This window comes from Shewanella sp. BF02_Schw (genome assembly GCF_014596695.2).
In the GTDB taxonomy this organism is placed as follows: domain Bacteria; phylum Pseudomonadota; class Gammaproteobacteria; order Enterobacterales; family Shewanellaceae; genus Shewanella.
Genome location: NZ_JABKAW020000009.1, coordinates 100,068 through 122,052, shown reverse-complemented (window position 1 = coordinate 122,052; position 21,985 = coordinate 100,068). Strand labels below are relative to the sequence as shown.

The 21,985-nt window shown below is 42.1% G+C and carries 15 protein-coding genes and 1 pseudogene; 12 read left to right on the top strand and 4 right to left on the bottom strand.

What is annotated here, in order from left to right:
* Positions 1-299: 299 nt before the first annotated feature.
* Positions 300-1,727 carry a cytochrome c oxidase accessory protein CcoG gene (gene ccoG / locus HNW13_RS22395; protein ID WP_101087317.1) on the bottom strand — a complete coding sequence of 476 codons (1,428 nt, stop codon included), beginning with the start codon at positions 1,725-1,727 and terminating at the stop codon, positions 300-302.
* Positions 1,728-1,803: 76 nt separating this feature from the next.
* On the opposite strand from ccoG, the gene HNW13_RS22390 reads away from it, so the two are divergent.
* From HNW13_RS22390 to HNW13_RS22380, 3 genes are all read left to right on the top strand, one after another.
* Positions 1,804-2,151, top strand: coding sequence for a hypothetical protein (locus HNW13_RS22390; protein WP_101087318.1), 348 nt, complete (start codon positions 1,804-1,806; stop codon positions 2,149-2,151).
* Positions 2,152-2,250: 99 nt separating this feature from the next.
* Positions 2,251-3,165: a 1,4-dihydroxy-2-naphthoyl-CoA synthase gene (locus HNW13_RS22385; protein WP_101087319.1), complete on the top strand. Its 915-nt coding sequence runs from the start codon at positions 2,251-2,253 to the stop codon at positions 3,163-3,165.
* 196 nt (positions 3,166-3,361) lie between these two features.
* Positions 3,362-3,583: a DUF2061 domain-containing protein gene (locus HNW13_RS22380; protein WP_101087320.1), complete on the top strand. Its 222-nt coding sequence runs from the start codon at positions 3,362-3,364 to the stop codon at positions 3,581-3,583.
* A gap of 53 nt (positions 3,584-3,636) precedes the next feature.
* On the opposite strand, the gene HNW13_RS22375 is transcribed toward HNW13_RS22380, so the two are convergent.
* Positions 3,637-5,601 carry a beta-galactosidase gene (locus HNW13_RS22375; RefSeq protein WP_192116423.1) on the bottom strand — a complete coding sequence of 655 codons (1,965 nt, stop codon included), beginning with the start codon at positions 5,599-5,601 and terminating at the stop codon, positions 3,637-3,639.
* Between the two features lie 277 nt (positions 5,602-5,878).
* Between HNW13_RS22375 and HNW13_RS22370 the strand changes: the two genes are divergently transcribed.
* Positions 5,879-8,011 carry an alpha-galactosidase gene (locus HNW13_RS22370; RefSeq protein ID WP_192116424.1) on the top strand — a complete coding sequence of 711 codons (2,133 nt, stop codon included), beginning with the start codon at positions 5,879-5,881 and terminating at the stop codon, positions 8,009-8,011.
* Positions 8,012-8,106: 95 nt separating this feature from the next.
* Here the strand turns inward: HNW13_RS22370 and HNW13_RS22365 are convergent, their stop codons facing one another.
* A complete protein-coding gene (locus HNW13_RS22365; protein ID WP_101087323.1) occupies positions 8,107-8,805 on the bottom strand; it encodes a FadR/GntR family transcriptional regulator in 699 nt (232 codons plus the stop codon).
* Between the two features lie 195 nt (positions 8,806-9,000).
* On the opposite strand from HNW13_RS22365, the gene HNW13_RS22360 reads away from it, so the two are divergent.
* From HNW13_RS22360 to HNW13_RS22350, 3 genes are read left to right on the top strand one after another with little or no spacing between them, the layout of a single operon-like run.
* Entirely contained in the window at positions 9,001-9,768 is a 768-nt protein-coding gene (locus HNW13_RS22360; protein WP_254439841.1) for an SDR family oxidoreductase, read from the top strand.
* A 1-nt stretch (position 9,769) separates the two neighbouring features.
* The gene (locus HNW13_RS22355) at positions 9,770-10,732 is read left to right on the top strand and encodes a 2-dehydro-3-deoxygalactonokinase (protein WP_101087324.1); all 963 of its coding nucleotides are present in this window, start codon (positions 9,770-9,772) and stop codon (positions 10,730-10,732) included.
* The gene (locus tag HNW13_RS22350) at positions 10,725-11,651 is read left to right on the top strand and encodes an SMP-30/gluconolactonase/LRE family protein (RefSeq protein ID WP_192116425.1); all 927 of its coding nucleotides are present in this window, start codon (positions 10,725-10,727) and stop codon (positions 11,649-11,651) included. The genes HNW13_RS22355 and HNW13_RS22350 overlap by 8 nt, the downstream gene beginning before the upstream one ends.
* A gap of 73 nt (positions 11,652-11,724) precedes the next feature.
* Here HNW13_RS22350 and glpD read toward each other — a convergent pair whose 3' ends face one another.
* Positions 11,725-13,248 carry a glycerol-3-phosphate dehydrogenase gene (gene glpD / locus HNW13_RS22345; protein ID WP_192116426.1) on the bottom strand — a complete coding sequence of 508 codons (1,524 nt, stop codon included), beginning with the start codon at positions 13,246-13,248 and terminating at the stop codon, positions 11,725-11,727.
* Between the two features lie 252 nt (positions 13,249-13,500).
* On the opposite strand from glpD, the gene HNW13_RS22340 reads away from it, so the two are divergent.
* The 5 genes and pseudogenes from HNW13_RS22340 (at position 13,501) to HNW13_RS22320 (ending at position 21,977) form a co-directional block, all read left to right on the top strand.
* On the top strand, positions 13,501-14,553 hold the full coding sequence (locus HNW13_RS22340; RefSeq protein WP_192116427.1) for a UDP-glucose--hexose-1-phosphate uridylyltransferase: 1,053 nt from the start codon (positions 13,501-13,503) through the stop codon (positions 14,551-14,553).
* Positions 14,546-15,700 carry a galactokinase gene (gene galK / locus HNW13_RS22335; RefSeq protein WP_192116428.1) on the top strand — a complete coding sequence of 385 codons (1,155 nt, stop codon included), beginning with the start codon at positions 14,546-14,548 and terminating at the stop codon, positions 15,698-15,700. The genes HNW13_RS22340 and galK overlap by 8 nt, the downstream gene beginning before the upstream one ends.
* A gap of 124 nt (positions 15,701-15,824) precedes the next feature.
* On the top strand, positions 15,825-17,189 hold the full coding sequence (locus tag HNW13_RS22330) for an acetylhydrolase (protein ID WP_192116429.1): 1,365 nt from the start codon (positions 15,825-15,827) through the stop codon (positions 17,187-17,189).
* Positions 17,190-17,558: 369 nt separating this feature from the next.
* A pseudogene (locus HNW13_RS23750) lies at positions 17,559-20,323 on the top strand (TonB-dependent receptor).
* A 130-nt stretch (positions 20,324-20,453) separates the two neighbouring features.
* Positions 20,454-21,977 (top strand): tryptophan halogenase family protein, encoded by a 1,524-nt coding sequence (locus tag HNW13_RS22320; protein ID WP_192116430.1) that lies wholly within the window; start codon positions 20,454-20,456, stop codon positions 21,975-21,977.
* Positions 21,978-21,985 lie beyond the last annotated feature (8 nt).

Genomic DNA, 21,985 nt, shown 5'->3' with positions numbered 1-21,985 from the left:
CTTTTCATTCAGCGGCCGTTGACGCTAGGTCGTTGGCTTGGGGTGCGTATTCTACGCTTTCCCGGGTTGGCGTCAAGTGTTTTTTCAAACTTTCTTTTCGCCGTTGTAAACTTCAATTTGAACCTTACAACCTGCCAGCGACGTATGCCGTGTCAGTGGTTGCGCATTATAGGGAGCTTAATTATTTGTGCAAGCATAGATAGGCTAAATATTGCAAAAACATGACCGAGAGGTGCTTTTTCAATCGAAAAGAACAAAAAAGGGACTATCCGTCCCTTTTTCGGCTATTTCACTCAGTTCTAATCACCAAAGAATCGAGTTTCCTGTTTTATTTCTATTGGGCTGCCATCTATTTGCGCAGTTATTTTGATATCGATTTTGGTGATACTTCTCTTCAACTCAATAGGATCAACAGCAATACTAATTGGTAAGGTTAATACTTCACCAGCTTCTATCGATACATGCTGTGGGCCAATCCATCTGGCATTAGGCAATCCTTCGACGCTTAGCTCATATTCTTGCGGCTGTTCTGTTTTATTGAGAATTTTAATCGTAAAGGTATTCTCTGTATTGCCTTGGTTGTTTTCTCGATAAAGTGAGTTTCTATCTCTAATAACATCCATACGAACAGGTGCAATCGTTGCGCTGGCATATATGAATATTAATATCATCACCGTGAGTACCACACCGTAACCCACTAACTTAGGTCGCAATACCTTTTCTTGCACACCATCAAGTTTGTTTTCTGTTGTGTAACTGATTAACCCTTTGTCGTATCCCATGCGTTCCATTGTGTTATCGCATGCATCGATACAAGCACCACAGTTAATACATTCATATTGCAGACCATTACGAATATCGATTCCAGTTGGGCACACTTGTACACACAAGTCACAGTCAATACAGTCGCCTAAACCCATCTCTTTAGGATCTTGTTTACGTGTACGAGGACCACGGGTTTCACCGCGTTGGGTGTCGTAGCCTACTATATAGGTATTCTTATCAAACATGGCAGCTTGGAAGCGGGCATAGGGACACATGTGAATACACATGATCTCACGCATCCATCCGGCATTACCGTAAGTAGCAATAGTGAAGAAAACCACCCAAAAATATATCCCGCCACCAGCATTAAGGGTAAAGAAGTCAATATAGAGTTCACGACTTGGAACAAAATAGGATACAAAGGTAGTGGCTGTTAATAGTGATATTAATAACCAAGAAGTATGTTTTGCTGTTTTACGCCAGAGTTTATTGACACTCCACGGCATTTGGTCAAGCTTGATACGTTTATTACGCGCGCCTTCAAACTTTTCTTCAAACCAGATAAAGATGAAGGTCCACACGGTTTGTGGGCAAGTATAGCCACACCACACTCGACCGAGATAAGTGGTAACGAAAAACAGCCCAAATGCGGCTATCATAAAGAGTGCGGCAAGCAAGGTGAGATCTTGTGGCCAAATAGTTAAACCAAAGACGTGAAACTTTTGCTCAGCAAGATTAAACCACACGGCTTGACGGTCTCCCCAAGGTAACCAAGGAAGAAGTAAGAAAAATAACATAGCTATCCAACCCATATAACGTCGTAAGGTTGTCCATAAGCCATCGACAGCTCTTACGTAAATACGGTTGCGCGGATTGAAGCTGTCTGCTTTACTAGCATCAGGTTGATGGATTTGAATACGTTGTTGTTTGGAAAAGTCCTTGGAGTTGGATTCTGTCGTCATGTTACAGCCTTACTGCTTTAATATTGAACGATAACTAGCTTATTATATAGGTAATAACACATTATTGGATAAAAAGATGAGAGGCTGGATAGGATTAGCAATAATCGCGGGGATTATTTATTATTTCGCGACAGAAACAGACAAGCTTGATAAGCCAATTAATGACATTAAAACGATGTTTACTAAGGCAGATAAAAAGCTTGATTCGATGACGGGTACAAAAATCATTAAAATCGATAAGCACATTCCACAAGTTAAAGAGGAAATTTATAAGCGTTTATCGACAATTGAAATTCGTGAATTAGATGGTGTATTTACCAGTAACGAAGCCATTAGTGAGTTTAAAATCGAATACTGCCATAGTAGTGCTCGCCACCCTGTTTTTTCAACAGAAAATTTGCAATTTATTTGCGATAAAATCTAATAACTTGTGCTCGTTAACGATTTTATGCTAACGAATTGACCTAAGTATCAAATAAGCCTAGCCTTTGTGTAATATCTGCAATAGGGGCTAGGTTTTTTTATGACACCATCACAAACTGAATCAGTATCTGACATCTTTGACCCTGAGTTATGGAATCTTGTCGAAGGATTCAATTTTGAAGACATCACTTACCACCGGGCAAAATCCCAAGGCACGGTGCGTATCGCAATAAACAGGCCTGATTGCCTTAACTCATTTCGTCCTAAAACAGTAGATGAACTCTATATGGCTCTAGACCACGCTAGACAATGGTCCGATGTAGGTTGTGTACTTATTACAGGAAATGGACCATCAGCAAAAGGTCAATACTCATTTTGCGCAGGTGGCGATCAGCGTATTCGTGGTAAAGATGGCTATAAATATGAAGGTGCTGAAGAAGGTACTCCTGATGTAGCTCGAATGGGGCGCCTACATATATTAGAAGTGCAGCGAATGATCCGCTTCATGCCTAAAGTGGTCATTGCGGTTGTACCTGGCTGGGCTGTGGGTGGTGGACATAGTTTACATGTGGTTTGTGATTTAACATTGGCGTCAAAAGAACACGCTGTTTTTAAGCAAACCGACCCTGATGTAGGTAGCTTTGACTCCGGATATGGCAGTGCTTATTTAGCCAAGATGATTGGTCAGAAGCGAGCCCGCGAAATCTTCTTTCTTGGGTTTAATTACTCTGCAGAAGAGGCATTTAACATGGGTATGGTAAATCGTGCCATTCCACATGCCGAACTAGAAACTGAAGCCTTAGCTTGGGCCAAAGAGATTAACTCTAAATCCCCCACTGCAATGCGTATGCTTAAATATGGCTTCAATATGGCTGATGATGGTTTAGTAGGCCAGCAACTGTTTGCTGGTGAAGCAACACGCTTAGCCTATGCGAGTGAAGAAGCTCAAGAAGGTCGCGATGCCTTTTTAGAAAAACGAGATCAAGACTTTTCACGTTTTCCTTGGCATTACTAATCTCAACACCTGATGTTATAGACTGCATTTATTCATGTGATTAACTATATGAAAGACCCTACTTAGGGTCTTTATTTGTTTCAAGATTAAAAATAATAAACGTAATCGAAATTTTCATTTGCAATAATCGAATTAACCCTCTTTACTTGATAATGATAACTGTTATCATTTAAACAAATCAAACAGGGGATTCATCATGAAAAAGACTATTAGCTTTGCCATTTTACACTTCAGTGTCGCTTTTACGATTACCTACCTATTAACCGGTAGCATTATTATCGGTGGTACCATTGCCCTGCTTGAACCTGCCGTTAATACAGTTGTGTTCTACTTTCATGACAAGGTGTGGAAAAACATTGAGTTGAAAAAGATGCAACAAGCTGAGATAACAACAGAGTCAATTCAGCTTGTGAGCTAAGATTATGGCCAGATTGATGGCCATAATCTTACTAACATATACTTGTTGCTACACTATACGAGTTTAATGATAGCAACATCGTAAGCAGCAAGGTTTGCACTGCCTAAAACGTATTGCCCTTGTAACTCACTTGGTACAGTTTGCGGATAACCGGCGTAGTTAAACAAGTAAGCATACTGACCACGCTTAACCACACGCACATCTTTAGGTAACGCTAATGTGGTTAATCCTAACTCTACTGCAAGCATTTTAAAGTACTCGAGTAAAAATCCATCACAGGTCAATGTCGCTACATAGCTAGTATTTTGATGACGAGCCACAGCAGGACTACCATCATGATACGTCGCCACCACATCAACACCATCGCCGAGCTCTAGCTCTTCTCGCCAACACTGGCTTTCAAACTCAATCCCATTAAAATGCAATACTTCACTGCAGTCTGGACGAATGGTTTCAGTTGATAATACTCTTACAGGAACTAAAACTTGGAATGCTCCCGGTGCTAACGTAGGCACTAATGACAATTCATCCGTTTTGCTGCCTGAGCGAGGACCGATAACCAAATGTACGTTGGCTTGCTGACATTTATCAACAAAGGCTTGCGGCACAATCGGTAAACACGGTGCGACAACTAAAGCATACTGTGTCAAATCATGATCTACAGAGACAAAATCTACAGCTAACCCTAACTGACGTAATGCCGAGTAATAAGCAAACTCAACGCGTTGATGATTGTAACTGTCACCTTGGCGTTCAATCTCGGTCACCCACTGACTGTTAGCACCTGTCACGATAGCCACTTTCGCTTGTACTGGATCGCTAATGGTAAAATCGACTTTGGCCAACTCGTCACGCATTTGCTCAACTTCAGCCCAAGCTGCAGCTTTCGAATTATCGTTACGTTTAATGCCTGCATGCATTTGCTCTTGCGCAAATGGCACTTGGCGCCAACGGAAGTAACACACGCAATCTGCACCGTGGGCAAACGCCTGCCATGACCACAGTCTAACCATGCCTTTTTCAGGACGAGGGTTGTGATGCGCCCAATTTACTGGACCAGGTTGCTGCTCCATTACCCAAAAGTTTTTATTACTCACACCACGGCTTTGGTCAAACGAGTAACTTGAAAAGTCAGGGTGTCCGGTACGCATGTACGGTTTAAATTGTTCTGCTGGCATATGTTTAAAAAACATATCTGAACGACCGAGCGGGTAATTGTCGTAACTGACAAAATCGAGGTTTTTGGCTAATGCAAAGTTATCGGCTTGAGTATCGACTAACGGGATAAAGTTATGGGTTACAAAACGATTTGGCGCATGAGCACGGATGATCTCAACCATTGCATCATGAAACTTCACCACTTGGTCAGAACTAAAACGACGGTAAGCCAGTTGATGAGCAGGATTGGTTTCAGTTACCGCTAGTATAGGTAATTCGATTTGTTCAAAATCTTGATATTCCATCGACCAGAAAACATTACCCCAGGCAGTATTGAGCTTTTCAATATCGTTGTGATAATAGGCTTTGCACCACTGTTGAAATGCTGACTTAGCCACCAATGAGCCACTGTGAGTAGTATCGTGACAAGCAATCTCGTTGTCCGTTTGCCAGCCACAGATGCTAGGATGTTGACCATAGCGTTGTGCAATAACGGTAGAGATACGCATTGCTTCACGAAAGTAGTTATCACTTGAAAAATCATAATGACGGCGCGAACCAAAGCCACGGGTAGTACCTGTTTTAATATCGACAGGTAAAATGTCTGGGTATTTGTCGATTAACCATTTAGGAGGCGTAGCCGTTGGCGTGCACATAATCACTTGCAGCCCTTCGTTAGCTAACGTTTCAATGGCACGATCCAGCCACTCAAAAGAATACTCGCCATCACGGGTCTCAATTCTAGACCACGCAAACTCGCCAATACGCACATACTGTAATCCAAGCTGACGCATTTCTTTTGCGTCTTGTTGCCACATAGATTCAGGCCAATGCTCAGGGTAGTAGCAAACTCCTAACATGTTAATCTCCAATATATAGTGCGTAAAACCGTTGGCTCATACTAGGATATAGTTAAGGTTATACCCTACCTTCACAAGCAAAATTACGGGGTTATTTAACCAATTTTTAATGACGATCAATATACTAACCTAGTATTTATATGATATATAGTATTTTAAAATAATCCGAATACATCATTAACACACTCCAGAATGTTGCTGGCTCAATCCAACACATTCGAATATGTATGCTTAATCAGTGTGTATAAACACAAAAACGTCAATCAAGGACAATATCATGTCACATCCCCAGTTCGTTTTGCTTAATGGCCAACATACTAGCTTGATCGTTGATTGCTTAAACAAGACTCCTGCCATTTTGTATTTTGGTAAAAAGTTATCTGAAAAGACCAGCTTTGACATGATGAAACGGTTAAGCACCAGACAAGAAGCTAAATGCTCAGTTGTTGTTGAAGCGCCTATTTCATTATCGCCGTTAATGGGTGAAGGTTTTACCGGTGCACCTGGCATTGAAATTTTTGATAACAACATTGCATGGTCAATTGGTGGTGCACTAACACAAGTGAACCAACCGAATGAAAACGAAGTGTATTTCGAGTCAGTTGATACGCTACGTCAGCTAAGCGTTAAACATCACTTACAACTTAACCCACGCAGTGACGTACTCAGTGCGACAACAGAATTAACCAATTTAGGCCAAACTTCAGTTAATGTGAATTGGTGTGCAGCGCCAACCATTCCGATGCCTCTGCATATTGACCAAGTAATGTCGTTTGAAGGCCGTTGGTCGAACGAATTCCAACGCAAGTCTTTTGATACCTTCTTAGGCAGCTTTGTGCGTGAAAACCGTAAAGGTAAAACCTCACACGACAATTTCCCAGGCATGGTAATGCACAACAAACTCACCCATGAACAAGGCGGTGAGTGTTATGGTTTTCATTTAGGTTGGAGTGGCAACCATAAAATGCGAGCGGAGTTACTTGCAGAAGGCCGCAGTTATGCCCAATTAGGTGAATTATTAATGCCTGGTGAAATGATACTCGCGCCTAACGAGTCTTATATCAGCCCAACGTTATATACAGCCTATTCTAATGATGGTTTTAGTGGCTTATCTCATTGCTTCCATCAGTATGTTCGTCAATCACTTATCACTGAAAAGGTACGCCTAAAGCCACGCCCAGTGCACTACAACACTTGGGAAGGGATTTACTTTGACCATGATGTTGCTGTTTTACAATCATTAGCGACTCAAGCGGCTGACATTGGCGCAGAACGATTTGTACTCGATGACGGCTGGTTTAAAGGTCGCCGTGGTGACTTTGCCGGTTTAGGTGACTGGACTGTTGATCGTGAAATTTACCCAGACGGACTGCAACCACTGATTGATCATGTTAATAACGTGGGCATGGAATTTGGTTTATGGTTTGAACCTGAAATGGTTAATCCAGACAGCGATTTATATCGCAACCACCCTGAATGGGCGCTGCAAACCCAAGGTAACGAGCAGCTACAATTTAGAAAACAGCTAGTGCTAGACATGACGAACCCAGACGTGACTGACTATCTGTTTAATGCGATTAACGATATCTTGGTTGAATACCCACAAATTCTCTACCTAAAATGGGACATGAACCGCGACCTCAATCATGCAGGTAATTTATTGGGTAAGCCGGCAGTACATCAACAAACTAAAGCCGCTTATGCTTTAATCAAGCGCCTTAAAGATAGTCATCCACACATTGAAATTGAAAGTTGTTCCTCTGGTGGTGCGCGAGTTGATTACGGGGTATTACAACACACTGATCGAGTATGGACTTCAGATTCAAATGACGCATTAGATCGACTCACCATTCAACGTGGTTGTTCGTTCTTTTTCCCAGCAGAAGTGATGGGGGCGCATGTTGGCCCGCGCGATTGCCACATTACCGGGCGACACATCAATATTGCCATGCGAGCCGCGGTCGCTTTCTTTGGCCACATGGGGATTGAAATGGATCCTCGAGAGTTAACCCATGATGAACGTGAGCAGTTACAGCAGATAATCAAACTGCACAAACAGCATCGTCAGTTAATTCACAGTGGCAAGTTGGTACGATTAAACAGCGATGGCGACTCAATCAACTTTGGTATTGTTAATACAAACCAAACCCAAGCTTTGTTTGCTTACAACAGCGTCAAAGAGACCCAACGAACTAATCCGCCAAAATATCATTTTGCAGGATTAGATGCCGACAGAGATTATCAACTATCACTAATTTGGCCGGCCGGATTTTCATTCTACTCACCGTCTGTATTAGCCATGACAGACAATCAAACCTTTAGTGGTGAAGCATTAATGACCTTTGGCATGCAGTTGCCGATTACCTTCCCACAAACGTCGTTGATTTTTGAGTTAAATGAAGTGAAATAATACTTTATCGCGCGCCTCTTTATAGCGCGCATTATTTATCCCCATTAAGCAAAAGAGCACCCTTTAGGTGCTCTTTTTATGATTGTTTCGACCGACTACAACTTCAACTCAATCAGCTCAAGTGCTTCATCTAAAATCATTGAAACAGCGGCTTTAGATAATTCAGGATTGCGCGCTTTAATCGCATTAAAAATTTCGGCATGCTTTTTCACATCCGCACCCGGCACGCCTTTTATCTTGTTGGTGTAACGAATGCTCACCCTGAGTGCGGTACCAATAAACTCGGTTAATTGCACAAAAAAACGGTTACCACTGGCGATTAGGATGCTGGTATGAAATGCAATATCAGCTTCTAACGGGTCATCTAAACCTTGTTCAGCTTCAACCATACGTTCGAGTGCCTTCTCGATAGACGCTAATTGCTCATCAGATGCGTTCATTGCTGCAAGTGCCGCCGCTTGCGGTTCTAGCGCAACCCTCACTTGAGTAAACTCTTTCAGTAAAGACAATGACGGTTTACTGCTTAAAATCCATTTTAATACGTCGGTATCAAACATATTCCAATTGCTTTCAGGCAACACCCGAATGCCTTGTTTAGGCCGAGATGAAATAAGGCCTTTTGCAGACAGCATTTTTACCGCTTCACGCGTTGAGCTACGGCTAACATCATATTCAATACACAAATCAGCTTCAGAGGGTAAACCTTCGCCAACAGGGTAAACCCCTTTTACAATGGCAATGCCCAAATCGTGAGTTAATTGATGTGTTAAATTTTGACGTGGAGAATTATTCATGCTTTTACTGTCCAATATTCAGTACATAAATCTGTTATATCATATTTAAACGCAATTACGATATAACTTTGTTTTCAGTGGTGTTAATGTTAGAAATAGACATAATAATCATCATTATTTTTCGGATTAATCATTAAATCCAACAAATACCGCTAGTTAACCATAATCATAAAAAGTAGGTTTGGAGCGTTATAAGTGAGTTTGTTAACCCAATATCAAGACTTGAAAGACAAAGTCATCTTTATTACCGGCGGCGCCAGTGGTATTGGCGCATCTATGGTCGAAGCCTTCATACATCAACAAGCTAAAGTGGCTTTTATTGATATCGATCATAAAACAGCAGCCAATCTACTTAGCAAAATGGCCAAAATTGATGCTTCATCAATTTGGTTTCGCGCTGTCGATGCCACCGATTCCGAATCATTACAACAAGCCATTAGAGATGTTGGTCAACACTTTGGCCGTTTTGACGTACTGATAAATAATGTCGCTAATGATGCGCGCCAAGATGTCGAAACTATTTCAGCCCATGATTGGCATAAGTGCATGCAAATTAATTTAGACCCTGCTTTTTTTGCATCTCAAGCTGCTTATATTTTAATGAAGCAACAGCATTCCGGTAGCATTATTAATTTCAGTTCAATCACCGCGTTATTAGGCTCACAACAAATGACTGGCTACGTGACAGCAAAAGCAGGCTTAATTGGTATGACACGCTCATTGTCGCGTGAGTTTGGAGAATCTGGTATTCGTGTCAATGCCATTTTGCCCGGTTGGGTCGCCACCGAAAAGCAACTGGCCAGCTGGCTAACAGAACAAGAAGAGCAAAAATGGACTGATGCGATGGCATTAAAACGCCGAATCACCCCTCAAGATGTTGCCAAACTCGCCCTGTTTTTAGCCTCAAACAATAGTGAATTGATCACCGGTCAGTGTATCAATATTGACGGTGGGAGAGCTTAGCTTGCTTGCTAAAAATCAACATTTTATTGCTGTCGATTGGGGCACAAGCCATTTACGTGCTTATCTATGTTTAGCCGAAGTCGGTAAACCATTAATAGTGCTTGAACAAGCCAATAATGTCGGCGTGAAGAAAATTCAAACTGATTTTGAAACCACACTAATGGACAGTATTGCGCCTTGGGCTAATCGTTTTGGAAAACTACCTATATTGATGATAGGTCAAATAGGTTCAAGCATTGGCTGGAAAGAAACCCAATATCTTGCTTGTCCTATTTCGCCCCAAGAGGTGATCTCTGCAGGGGCGCGCTTTGACAGTCAAGGTCATCAAGTCACCATATTCCCAGGATTAAGTTGCCAGCTTTATAACCAACTCCATGACTCGATGCGTGGAGAAGAATTTCATTTACTGGGCTGGCTTGCGATGGCTCCACAGCATCTAGTTGGTCGACATCTTGTATGCTTGCCTGGAACCCATACTAAATGGGTGCTCATTGAAGAAGGTAAAGTCATTTTATTCAAAACAGCGCTAACCGGTGAACTGTATGACCTATTGTCATCTAACAGCGTATTGATCCAAGAAAAAGTATCAGATTTAGAATTTGATTTTGGCGCATTTATTGACGGTGCTGATTTTATCTTGTCATCTACTAACGATAATTTTTATCACGGATTATATAGCGTCCGCAGTAAACAGCTTTTTGAGGATTTCTCAACTAAACAAGCACATGCGTATTTATCAGGACTATTGATTGGAAGTGATGTTCGCGCAGCGATGAGCGCGCAAGAGTGGCAATTAACAGAATTAGAATCAGTGGCGATTATTGGTCCACCTCACTTAAGCCAATGTTTTGTTGAAGTATTACATCACTGTAATATCAACACAACATTATGGGATGTTACAGACGCGACATTGGCAGGATTTAATGTTGTGTACCAACACGCACATCATTCGACAGATGAATAATACACTAACCCAGAGCATCGGTGAGCTTATACAGGTTATCCCATCAGAAAATGATTTGGGTGAAAATGCTTTATGGCACCCACAACAACAAGCCATTTATTGGATCGATATCATACAAGGAAAAATTCACAAATATAGTGTCGAGACTCAGCTGCACGATCAATACAGTTTACCCTATCGTATTGGCAGCTTTGCGTTTTTAGCAGAACAGCAAACATTTCAGTTAATTGTCGCCTTTGAGCAAGGTTTTGCACTGTATCATCTCGATACACATGCATTAACATGGCTTAGCCAACCTGAAGTTGCACAGAAAGGTAACCGTTTTAATGATGGCCGCACCGATCGCAGTGGACATTTTTGGGCGGGAACCATGGTTGAAACCCGTCATGATCAACATCAACAAGGCAACTTGTACCGGATAGATAACCACGGTGAATGCCATAAAACCATTGAAGATATTTTGATCTCTAATGGTTTGTGTTGGAGCCCTGACGGTAACATTATGTATCACGCAGACTCTGAAAAACATTGCATCCATCAATATCGCTATAACCCAACACACAAAACATTAACGAATAAAACCTTGTTTGCGACCACCGAAGATCATGTATTTCCTGATGGTTCAACTATTGATGCGCATGGCTTTATGTGGAATGCCCAATGGGGCGATCATAGCGTGGTACGTTATCATCCAGATGGTCATATCGTCGAAAAGTTAATCTTACCTGCTGTACAACCCTCTAGTGTCGCCATTGGTGGCCCAAATTTAGATTGGTTAATTGTGACAACATCACGCATTGAACTGACTCAACAGCAACTCGTTGATTATCCATTATCGGGTAACGTGTTTATTTATCAGTTACATCACGTTACTGGGATCGTCGACACACCTTGTCGTATCAATATCAACCAAGCATAAATCACAGCAATGGCAGATAAAACACACCCAAAAACTTTTTATCATTTTGGGTGCTAGTGTTAACACGTTAAGGTTAACTCACATCAGAAACAACTGCCGGTGCAACTTCCTGTTTACTGGCGACATAATCACTCAGTACTTGCTGTTGTTCCTCAGTAAAATGCAAACCTAGCTTAGTCCGTCGCCATAAAATATCTGCACTGCAACTGGCCCATTCATTGGCAATAACATAATCGACTTCCGCTTGATATAAACCATGACCAAAATCAATCCCCAATGCCTCGCTGCTCGCAGCATCATTTAAAATGGATTGGGTACGGGTTCCGTAAGTTCGTAATAAACGATTAATAGATCGTGTATTTATCCAAGGATATTGTTGCTGATAAATCCGGTTAAGATCGCCTAAATAAGTAAAATCACCACCAGGTAGCGTTTGAGTTGCTGTCCAAGGTTTACCCATTTGAGGATGGAAAGGTTTTAATCGATTGACTGCCGCTTCGGCCAGTTTTCGATATGTCGTAATTTTGCCGCCAAACACTGACAATAGCGGCGCCTTATCTTTAGGGGCGTCGACAATAAAGGTGTAATCACGGGTCACCGACTGCGCCGAATCTGACTCGTCATCCATTAATGGTCTCACCCCTGAGAACGTATGCACAATATCTTGTTCGCTAATGGTGCTTTTAAAATAGTGATTGGTAATGCTAATCAGATAATCAATTTCTTGCTGGTCGATACGCACATCTTTAGGGTCGCCGGTAAAATCAACATCAGTGGTACCAATCAGAGAAAAGTCATCTTCAAATGGGATCACAAACACAATCCGCTGATCGACATTTTGCAAAATATAAGCGTGTGGCTGTTGATGGATTTTAGGCACCACAATATGGCTACCTTTTACTAAACGAATTTTTTGTGGTGAAGGCTGCTTTAATACATTTGAAAATAAGCTCGACACCCAAGGTCCAGAAGCGTTAACAATACTTTTTGCATGCACCTGACGTAATGACTTGTCCCCTTGATGTTGTAAGGTGAGCTTCCAGATACCATTGTCGCGTTCGGCACTAATACAGCGGGTTTGAGTACAAATTTGTGCCCCTAGCTCTTTCGCTGCAAGGGCATTTAATACCACTAAACGAGAGTCATCGACCCAAGCATCAGAATATTCAAACCCTTGATTAATTTCAGGTTTTAATGGGCTATCTTGTGTGAAGTTAATTTTTTTAGACGCATTCAGAGTGACGCGTGATGCTAAATTGTCATATAAAAATAACCCAAGACGGATCATCCACGCTGGACGTAAATGAGACTGATGGGGAAGCCTAAATGTCAACGGAGTGATCAAATGAGGGGCTTTTTTAAGCAACACTTCACGCTCTGCTAATGCTTCTTTAACCAAACGGAACTCATAATGTTCTAAATACCGAAGTCCACCATGGATCAGTTTACTGCTATTTGATGAGGTTGCAGACGCTAAGTCATTCTGTTCACACAGCAAGACACGTAAACCACGCCCCACTGCATCGGCCGCTATTCCAACACCGTTTATGCCGCCACCAATCACGACAACATCAACAATTTCTCTATCGGCTTCCATTTACGTATCCCACCACTAAAATAAATATGATAAATAATATATATTAGCAACATCATAGAGTGACAGACGGTCAATTGACAAGCTGAATTAGAAAGATCTTGTCGAAATTGATTACATCTTGTTAAATAAAATACTTAATAGTAGTATTTATCATATAAATTAAATTTGCAGCATTTATCAACAGTACAATTGAGATAATAATATGCATTTTCTGGTTATTGCTCCAGACACATATAGATGAAAGGGATTGCCATGAGTCAGTTTGAATTTACCCACAGACGAAAAAATCCGTTAACAGGTAATTGGGTGCTAGTGTCGCCACATCGAAATAATCGTCCTTGGTTAGGTGCGACAGAAAAAAATGCCCCTTCGAATTTACCAGAGTACGATAACACATGCCCTTTATGCCCCGGCAATCATCGTGCAAACGACAGTATCAATCCTGCTTATGATAAAACCTTTGTGTTTACTAACGACTTTGGCGCGCTAACGTCACAAGTGACCGAACATTCCGCCACGCTCAATCATGACAATCCATTATTTGAAATAGAGCAGGCTACGGGTGAATGCCGAGTGATTTGTTTCTCACCTAAGCACAATAAAACCTTACCAGAATTATCCGTGGCTGAGATCAATGATGTAGTTAATACCTGGAAACTGAACTACATCGAATTATCTGCTCAGTATGCATGTGTACACATTTTTGAAAACAAAGGTGAAGTCATGGGGTGTTCACAACCTCATCCCCACGGACAAGTATGGGCCCACAATCATTTATCGACCGAAATACAATTAGAAGAAGACAACCAGCGTAACTACCAACAACATCATGGCGGCAATTTGCTCGGCGATTATGTTAAACATGAAATTGCCGACGGTGAGCGAGTTGTTTATCAAAATGACCACTGGCTTGTGGTTGTACCATTTTGGGCTGCATGGCCTTTTGAAACCTTACTCGTATGCAAAGATGATGTACGCCATTTTGGTGAGCTAACCGATGTGCAATCAACTGCTTTAGCCCAAGCGATTAAGATACTCACCACCCGATACGACAATGTGTTTAATTGTAGCTTCCCGTACTCAATGGGTTGGCACAGTGCACCAAGCAAACTTGACGACAATAGCCACTGGCGCTTACATGGCCATTTTTATCCACCACTATTACGCTCAGCCACCGTAAAAAAACACATGGTCGGCTACGAGATGCTCGCCGAAAGTCAACGCGATTTAAGCCCAGAAACAGCTGCAAAAATTTTACAAAATGCCAGCGACATCCATTACTCTCAAGGAAACAATAATGAATAACGACGCGCTACAGGCATTCTATCAGCAGCAGTTTTCATCATTACCACAAGGGGTAGTTAGTGCTCCTGGTAGGGTTAATTTAATTGGTGAATTCACCGACTACAATCAAGGTTTCGTATTACCTTGCGCACTCACTTTCCGCACTCAAGTTTTTTACCATATACGAAATGACAACACGGTTAATGTACTATCAACCATGTATCCGAATGAACAAGAAAGTTTTGACGTTAATCAACCAATTAGTGCTGGTCAGTCACAATGGGGCAACTACATCCGTGCGGTTGCATTTGTGCTTAACCGTGCTGGCCACCAGCTACAAGGTGTTGATTTATTAATTGAAAGTAATGTGCCACAAGGCAGTGGTTTGTCATCTTCGGCGGCACTAGAAGTGGCGATTGCAGGGATGTTTAATCATGTTTGCGGCCTAAATTTAACCGAAGAGCAAATCGCCTTATTCGGTCAACAAGCCGAGAATGATTTTATGGATTGCCAGTGCGGCATAATGGACCAGTTAATTTCAGCTAAAGGTCAACAAGACCAAGCGTTATTAATCGATTGCCAAAATTTACACACAAAATCGGTGACCATTCCAACAGACTTATCGATTGTTATTGTTAACTCTAACTACCCTAGAAAGTTAGTCGACAGCGAATACAACCAACGCCGTATCGACTGCGAGCAAGCCGCCAGTAAAATGGGCTTAACCACCCTGCGCGATGCTGACTTAGCGTTGTTAATGCAAACTAAGCCACAAATGAGCGCAAATGAATTCTCCCGAGCTCACCATGTGATCACCGAAAATGCCCGAGTCATTGCCGCAACCCAAGCCTTAGCCAGTAATAACATCGAACAACTGCGCATTTTAATGACCGCATCACATCAATCGTTAAAGCATGACTTTGAAGTGACCGTACCTGCCACCGATGGTTTAGTGCAAATTTGCCAACAAGCTTTAGCAGACAGAGGCGCCGTACGCATGACCGGTGGTGGATTTGGCGGCGCGATAGTGTGTTTATGCCGTAATGAAGACGTAGCCGCTATTCAGCAAGCGGTTGAGCAACACTATTTTGCGCAGTTTAATTTGCAAGCGGACATTTATGTTTGCACCGCAGGCAAAGGATTAACCGTAGAAACGTTTCCGCAGTAACTCTGTAAATGAGTCGATAACAAAAAATGATGTGGGTTGAGGACCCGCCCACATTACATAATAAAAATGACCAAGTACTACTGCCCATGCTGAAGAGCATGCATTACTGAAAAGGACAGCATTAATGATGACCAAATCACTTATTTCTATCGCGTTGTTATGTTTAGGCACCCACTCAAGCGCCATTGCCGCAAACGCAACAGACAGTGACACAAAAAATACCATTCTAGTCGCCGAACAGCTTTACCCCAACACACTGCCAAAGGAAGCGTTGCCAGAGCTAGCGCAAACAGGGCTTTATCAAGTCGGTGTTAAAACTGTTAACTTGATTCATAAAAATCAATTTAATCCCAAAACCCAAATAGCTGAAGACCGAAAACTCAACATTGAGGTGTGGTACCCAAGTAACAAAACTGCCGCGACCAAGCAAAACCAACCGGCAGTATTAAATGCCGTTTATAATGATGAAACCCGTTTAGGATTACCATTTTCACTGCAAGGCAATGCCACTCGTGACGCAGAAGTGGCCGCATTAACGGATCAGCCATTTCCACTCATCGTGTTATCCCATGGTTATACTGGCTATCGCACCATTATGTTTTACTTAGCTGAGCATCTAGCGTCACACGGATATATTGTTGCGGCACTGGATCACACCGACTCGACTAATGCTGATGTCGATATGGTTAATGCTCCGTTTAGCGGTTTTTTTAGCACATTATTAAACCGTTCGCGTGATCAACAATTTGCCCTTGATTATTTTACCGGCAGTGACAATTTTGTCAGTCGCATTATCGACACGAAACGATCAGGCTTGATTGGCTATTCAATGGGCGGCTATGGTGCGGTCAACACTGTGGGCGGCTGTTATCAATTTAACCCACAAACTGCCGCTACCTTTACCGGCAGCAAAGACCAAAATGTTATCAATGGCGCCATTACTTTACTCAACACCTGTGCTGGTGGCCAAACAGCCCCTGTAACAGTTGATCCTAAATGGAAAGCCATGATTGCTATGGCCCCCTGGGGAGGCAACCATCAACTATTTGACCCAGTAGCATTAGCAAAAATAACCGTCCCAACACTGTATGTTGCTGGCGATCTTGATGATATTTCTGGTTATAAAGGAATTCAATCGCTATACCAGCAAACTGGCGGTGAACATACCTATATGCTCACCTATCATAATGCTCGCCATAATATTGCCCCACATCCAGCACCTAAAGTGGCTTACCAAAATGAAATAGATTTAGGCCACTATTTTGAACCCGCCTGGAATACGACACAGCTTAATACCATCAATAAACACTTTGCATTAGCTATGATGGATTGCCATGTTAAAAATCAACAAGATAAGTGTTCATACCTACAATTAAGCGCTCAGTCTAATGAGCAAGATCAACAAGGCAATCCAACGACAGCCTGGAAAGGTTTTGCCCACCGCTATGCCACAGGCATGTCATGGGATATGAAATCCGCACCGCAATAAATAACCATTTTGAAATTGTTTTGATTGTTATCAGACTGTTTTTTTTTACAAGAAATGAACTATACCAAAGTGTAATAAACACAAAAAATACAGTCTGATTACTGTCTGAATAAACATTGAGCGATGACAGTAATATCTTTAAATTACAAAGACTAAATTCATTTACAATCTTAGGTTTTGGTACTATTTATTGCAATGTATATCACCATGATGTCAGTGATTAGTCTAAAAATTCATCATTAAATTACACCATACTTGTTAAGAAAAGGTTGATATTTAAGCTCAATTAATATATTTATAAGATAAATAAGCTTTAATTAAAAATAAAGATTTTATAAAAAAGCAACAACATCAACTGGGGGAAGAAAAATGTCGACAAAAGGAATCACAACTTTTGGTAAGAGGACAACGATAGCACTTGCCATTGCTGGGGCATTAGGAAGTGTTAACGGCGTCTCTGCAGCAGAAGCAGAAACTCAAGCTAATGAACAAACAATAGAAGTTATTGCTGTAAAGGGGATACGCAGCAGTTTAAAAAATTCAATGGCCGATAAGAAATCTGCTTCGGTTGTGTCGGATGGTATTTCAGCCGAAGATTTAGGTAAGTTTCCAGATTTAAACGTAGCCGAATCATTACAACGTATTACTGGTGTATCGATTGACCGAAGTGGTGGTGAAGGTCAGGCAGTAACGGTTCGTGGCTTTGGCCCACAATTCAATACAGTATTGGTTAACGGCCGTCAATTAGCGACAGATAGCGCTGGTCGTGAGTTTAATTTCGACATCTTAGCCGCTGACCAAATTACGGGTGCTAACGTCTATAAAACCAGCAGTGCCAGCATGCAAGAAGGTGGTATAGGCGGTACGGTCGACGTCACAACCGCGCGTCCGTTTGATTATTCAGGCTTCCAACTTGTCGGTTCTGTGAAAGGAATGTATGAAAGTCTTTCAGAAGAAGTTTCACCTTCTGTCTCAGGTTTGATCAGTAACACCTTCAATGATGAAACTATGGGTGTATTACTTGCCGTAAGCCATCAAGAGCGCCAAGTTCAAATTAACCAAATCAACACCGCCGGTTGGCGTGGCGGTCAAACTATTTCCAATTCACGTGATGGCGTGTTGTTTACCAATGCTTATATTCCACGTAACTGGGACCAAATCGTTGATCAACAGGACCGAACTCGTACTAACGGTAGCTTAGTATTCCAGTATGCTCCGTCTGACGACGTCAGCATTACCTTGGATGGTTTTATTTCAAAATTTGAAGTGGATTCTGAAGTTACCGATTTAGCATCATGGTTTGAGCCAGACCGCGTTGGCAATGCCACTATCGACCCAGCAACAGGCACCTTATTAACCTTTAGCCAAGATGTTGGTTTACATCAAGGCAGTGGCGACCCAGCAACTGACTTTGTGTCGCACACTCGCAACTCTCGCGACGTGACAAACAGCGGTGTCGGCTTAAATGTTAAATGGGATATTACAGACCAATTAAAAGCTAACTTTGATGTTTCAAACTCAAATGCTGAAAACGATCGTGCTGGCCGCGACCGTTTCAACGTTGTCGGTATGACCAACAGCTATGAATTTGATGGCACGGGTGGAACCCCTACCGTTATCCATGGTGGTTTTGAAAATGGCAACTTACCTGATGCCGGCCTTTCTCGTTTACATTATAACGAAAAAGGTAATCAATTTACTGACGAAGATGAAATTACTGAGTTTAAAGCTGATTTCGAATATTCACCTGATTCATTGGTGTTCACGAAAGCGAAATTTGGTGTTTACCGTCAAGAGCGTGAAAAATCCAGTTACCAGATTTTTGGTAGTCAGTGTCAATTCTGTGGTTATGGTACTCCTGCACCCAATGAAGCCATTAACTTCAGACCCTATACTCGAATAACTATTTCTCTGGTTTAATCGACACCTTCTACACCTATGATGGTGATGCTATGGTCGATTATTTAGCAGCTGAAGGTTATCCAATCACCCCAACACTGCAAAACAATCGCTATACCATTAATGAAGATGTCAGCAGCTTATACATGAACTTCACGTTTGTGTATGACGTAGGTGATATGCCATTAACGGTTGATTTAGGGGCTCGTTACTCAACGACTGATGTAGAAGTCAGTGCCGTACAGAGTTATATTTCTGACGTAGTACCTACCAGTGATGCGACATTGTTCCAAAACATATACGGTCCAGCGACAAATATTACTCAAGGCACAACTTACTCAAACTTGTTGCCAAGCGTAAACGTGAAGTTAGACCTACAAGACGACATGGTGCTACGTTTTGCCATGTATGACTCGTTAACCCGTCCAACCATGTCACAGCTATCTCCAGCGACTAACTTTAACGAGCCACGTCGTCAGAACTTAACAGCTAGCGGTGGTAATCCATCACTTGAACCGTTCCGTTCTGAAAACTGGGATATCTCTTACGAGTGGTATTACGATGACGCCAGCATCTTCAGCTTTGCATTTTTCAGTAAAGAAGTTGACGACTTTATCGTGACGTTAACGGGTGATGAAACTTACCAAATGACTGACCGAACTGGCCCAGACTTTAACTGTAGCACGGCTAACTCAGACTTATGTTCTGACCCAGTTGTTGGCACAACAGAAGAGTTAAATGGTCAGTCAGAACAGTACACTGTAACCCGCCCTCGTAACGGTGAATCAGCACGTATTACTGGTTATGAAGTTGCCTTAACTCATATCTTCGACAACGGCTTTGGTGTTACCGCCAACGCGACTGTGGTTGATAGCAATGTGACAGTAGATGCTAACAGCACTCAAAGTTTCGCACTTGAAGGTTTAGGTAATTCACAAAACTTAATCGTGTTCTATGAGCAAGATAACTTCCAAGCCCGTGTTGCATTTAACAACCGCGAAGGCTTCTTACGTCAGCTAGACAATGGTTTTAATGGTGAACCAATCAATACCGAAACGTTTGGCCAGTGGGATATTAGCGCCAGCTATGACATCACTGAACATGTATCGGTGTTTGTTGAAGGCATTAACATCACTGAAGAAGAGCTCGTTCAAACAGGTCGTTTCGCCAACCAAATTTATTCGGTTGAAGATAACGGATCGCGCTATTCTCTAGGCGTTAGAGGCAAGTTTTAAATTATAAGTAATAAAAGACAGGTGCTTAGCACCTGTCTTTTTTGTTTATGATATATAAAACACACCTTGTGATAGTGTTTAACTACGCCGGTAATTAAGCACATTTCATTGCAAATAGGATGTTAACCCAATGGCAAAAGCAGTTAAAAAAATAATCATTGTGGGTGGAGGTACAGCGGGTTGGTTAACCGCAGCTATCATTGCATCGCACCATAAAAGCCAGACAGGTAATGACTTAACAATTATTTTAGTGGAATCATCAGACATTCCCACGGTCGGTGTTGGTGAAGGTACTTGGCCAACCATGAAAAATACCTTACAACAAATAGGTTTAAGCGAAAGCGAAGTCTTTAAGGCTTGTCACGCAACGTTTAAACAAGGCGGCAAGTTTGTTAACTGGGTCCATGGAAATGGCGACTTTTACTACCATCCATTTACGGTTCCATTAGGTTATGGTCGTATCGACTTAGCACCTTATATCGACAACATCAAAGACTATGCCGAACACACCAACTTCCAACATGCTATTTGTGAGTCAGGCCTTGCTCCTCGCAGCATGGCAGAAGGCGAATATCAAGGCAGCTGCAATTATGCTTACCATCTTGATGCTGGCGCCTTTGCCGACTTATTAAAACAGCATTGTAAAGCCAAGCTAGCAGTAGAGCATGTCATCGGAACAGTAGAACAAGCCCATGTCGATAGCCAAGGTAACATCAGCCATATTTCACTTGCTGACCAAGGTTCAATTGACGGTGATTTATTTATCGATTGCAGCGGTTTTGCATCTTTATTACTGGGTAAAACACTTAATGTGCCGTTTGTTAAACTGGATCATGTGCTATTTAACGACCGCGCCATTGCAATGCAAGTGCCTTATACAGATCAGCATAGCCCAATTGCATCGCACACCATCGCCACAGCGCAGGACTCAGGTTGGATTTGGGATATTGGCTTAACACATCGCCGCGGTGTCGGTCATGTGTATTCAAGCCGTTATATGACCGACGAACAAGCTGAAGCCAATTTACGCCGTTATATTGGCCCCCAAGCCGAAGGTTTAAGCGTAAAAAAAATCAGCTATCAAAGTGGTCATCGTGAACGCTATTGGCAAAAAAATTGTGTTGCTGTTGGCATGGCAGCAGGATTTGTTGAGCCACTAGAAGCCACTGCGATTATGCTAGTCGAAATATCTGCACGCTACATTGCCGACAACCTACCGGTTAACGATACCATCATGGCATTAACGGCCAAACGGTTTAACCAACAAATGGAATATCGCTGGGGACGTATTGTTGATTTTTTAAAACTACATTACATGCTGACGAAAAGACCCGAACCCTATTGGCAAGCACATCGTCATCCCGACTCTATTCCACAGAGCTTACAAGAAGACTTAAGCATTTGGGCTTATCGAGGCCCCACCAGCAAAGACTTCAATGGCCCAAATGAGTTATTTCCAGCCGCTAGTTATCAATATGTACTTTATGGTATGGGTTTCAGCCCTGACTATTCTCAACATGCACACTTATACCAACAACAGGCCCAAGCCACTCAGATACTTAACCGTAATGTTCAGCTTACGCAGCAGATGCTCAATACATTGCCGCCTCATCGAGACTTCATTGAACAATGGTTAACTCATTCTCAACAATAGAATAAAAA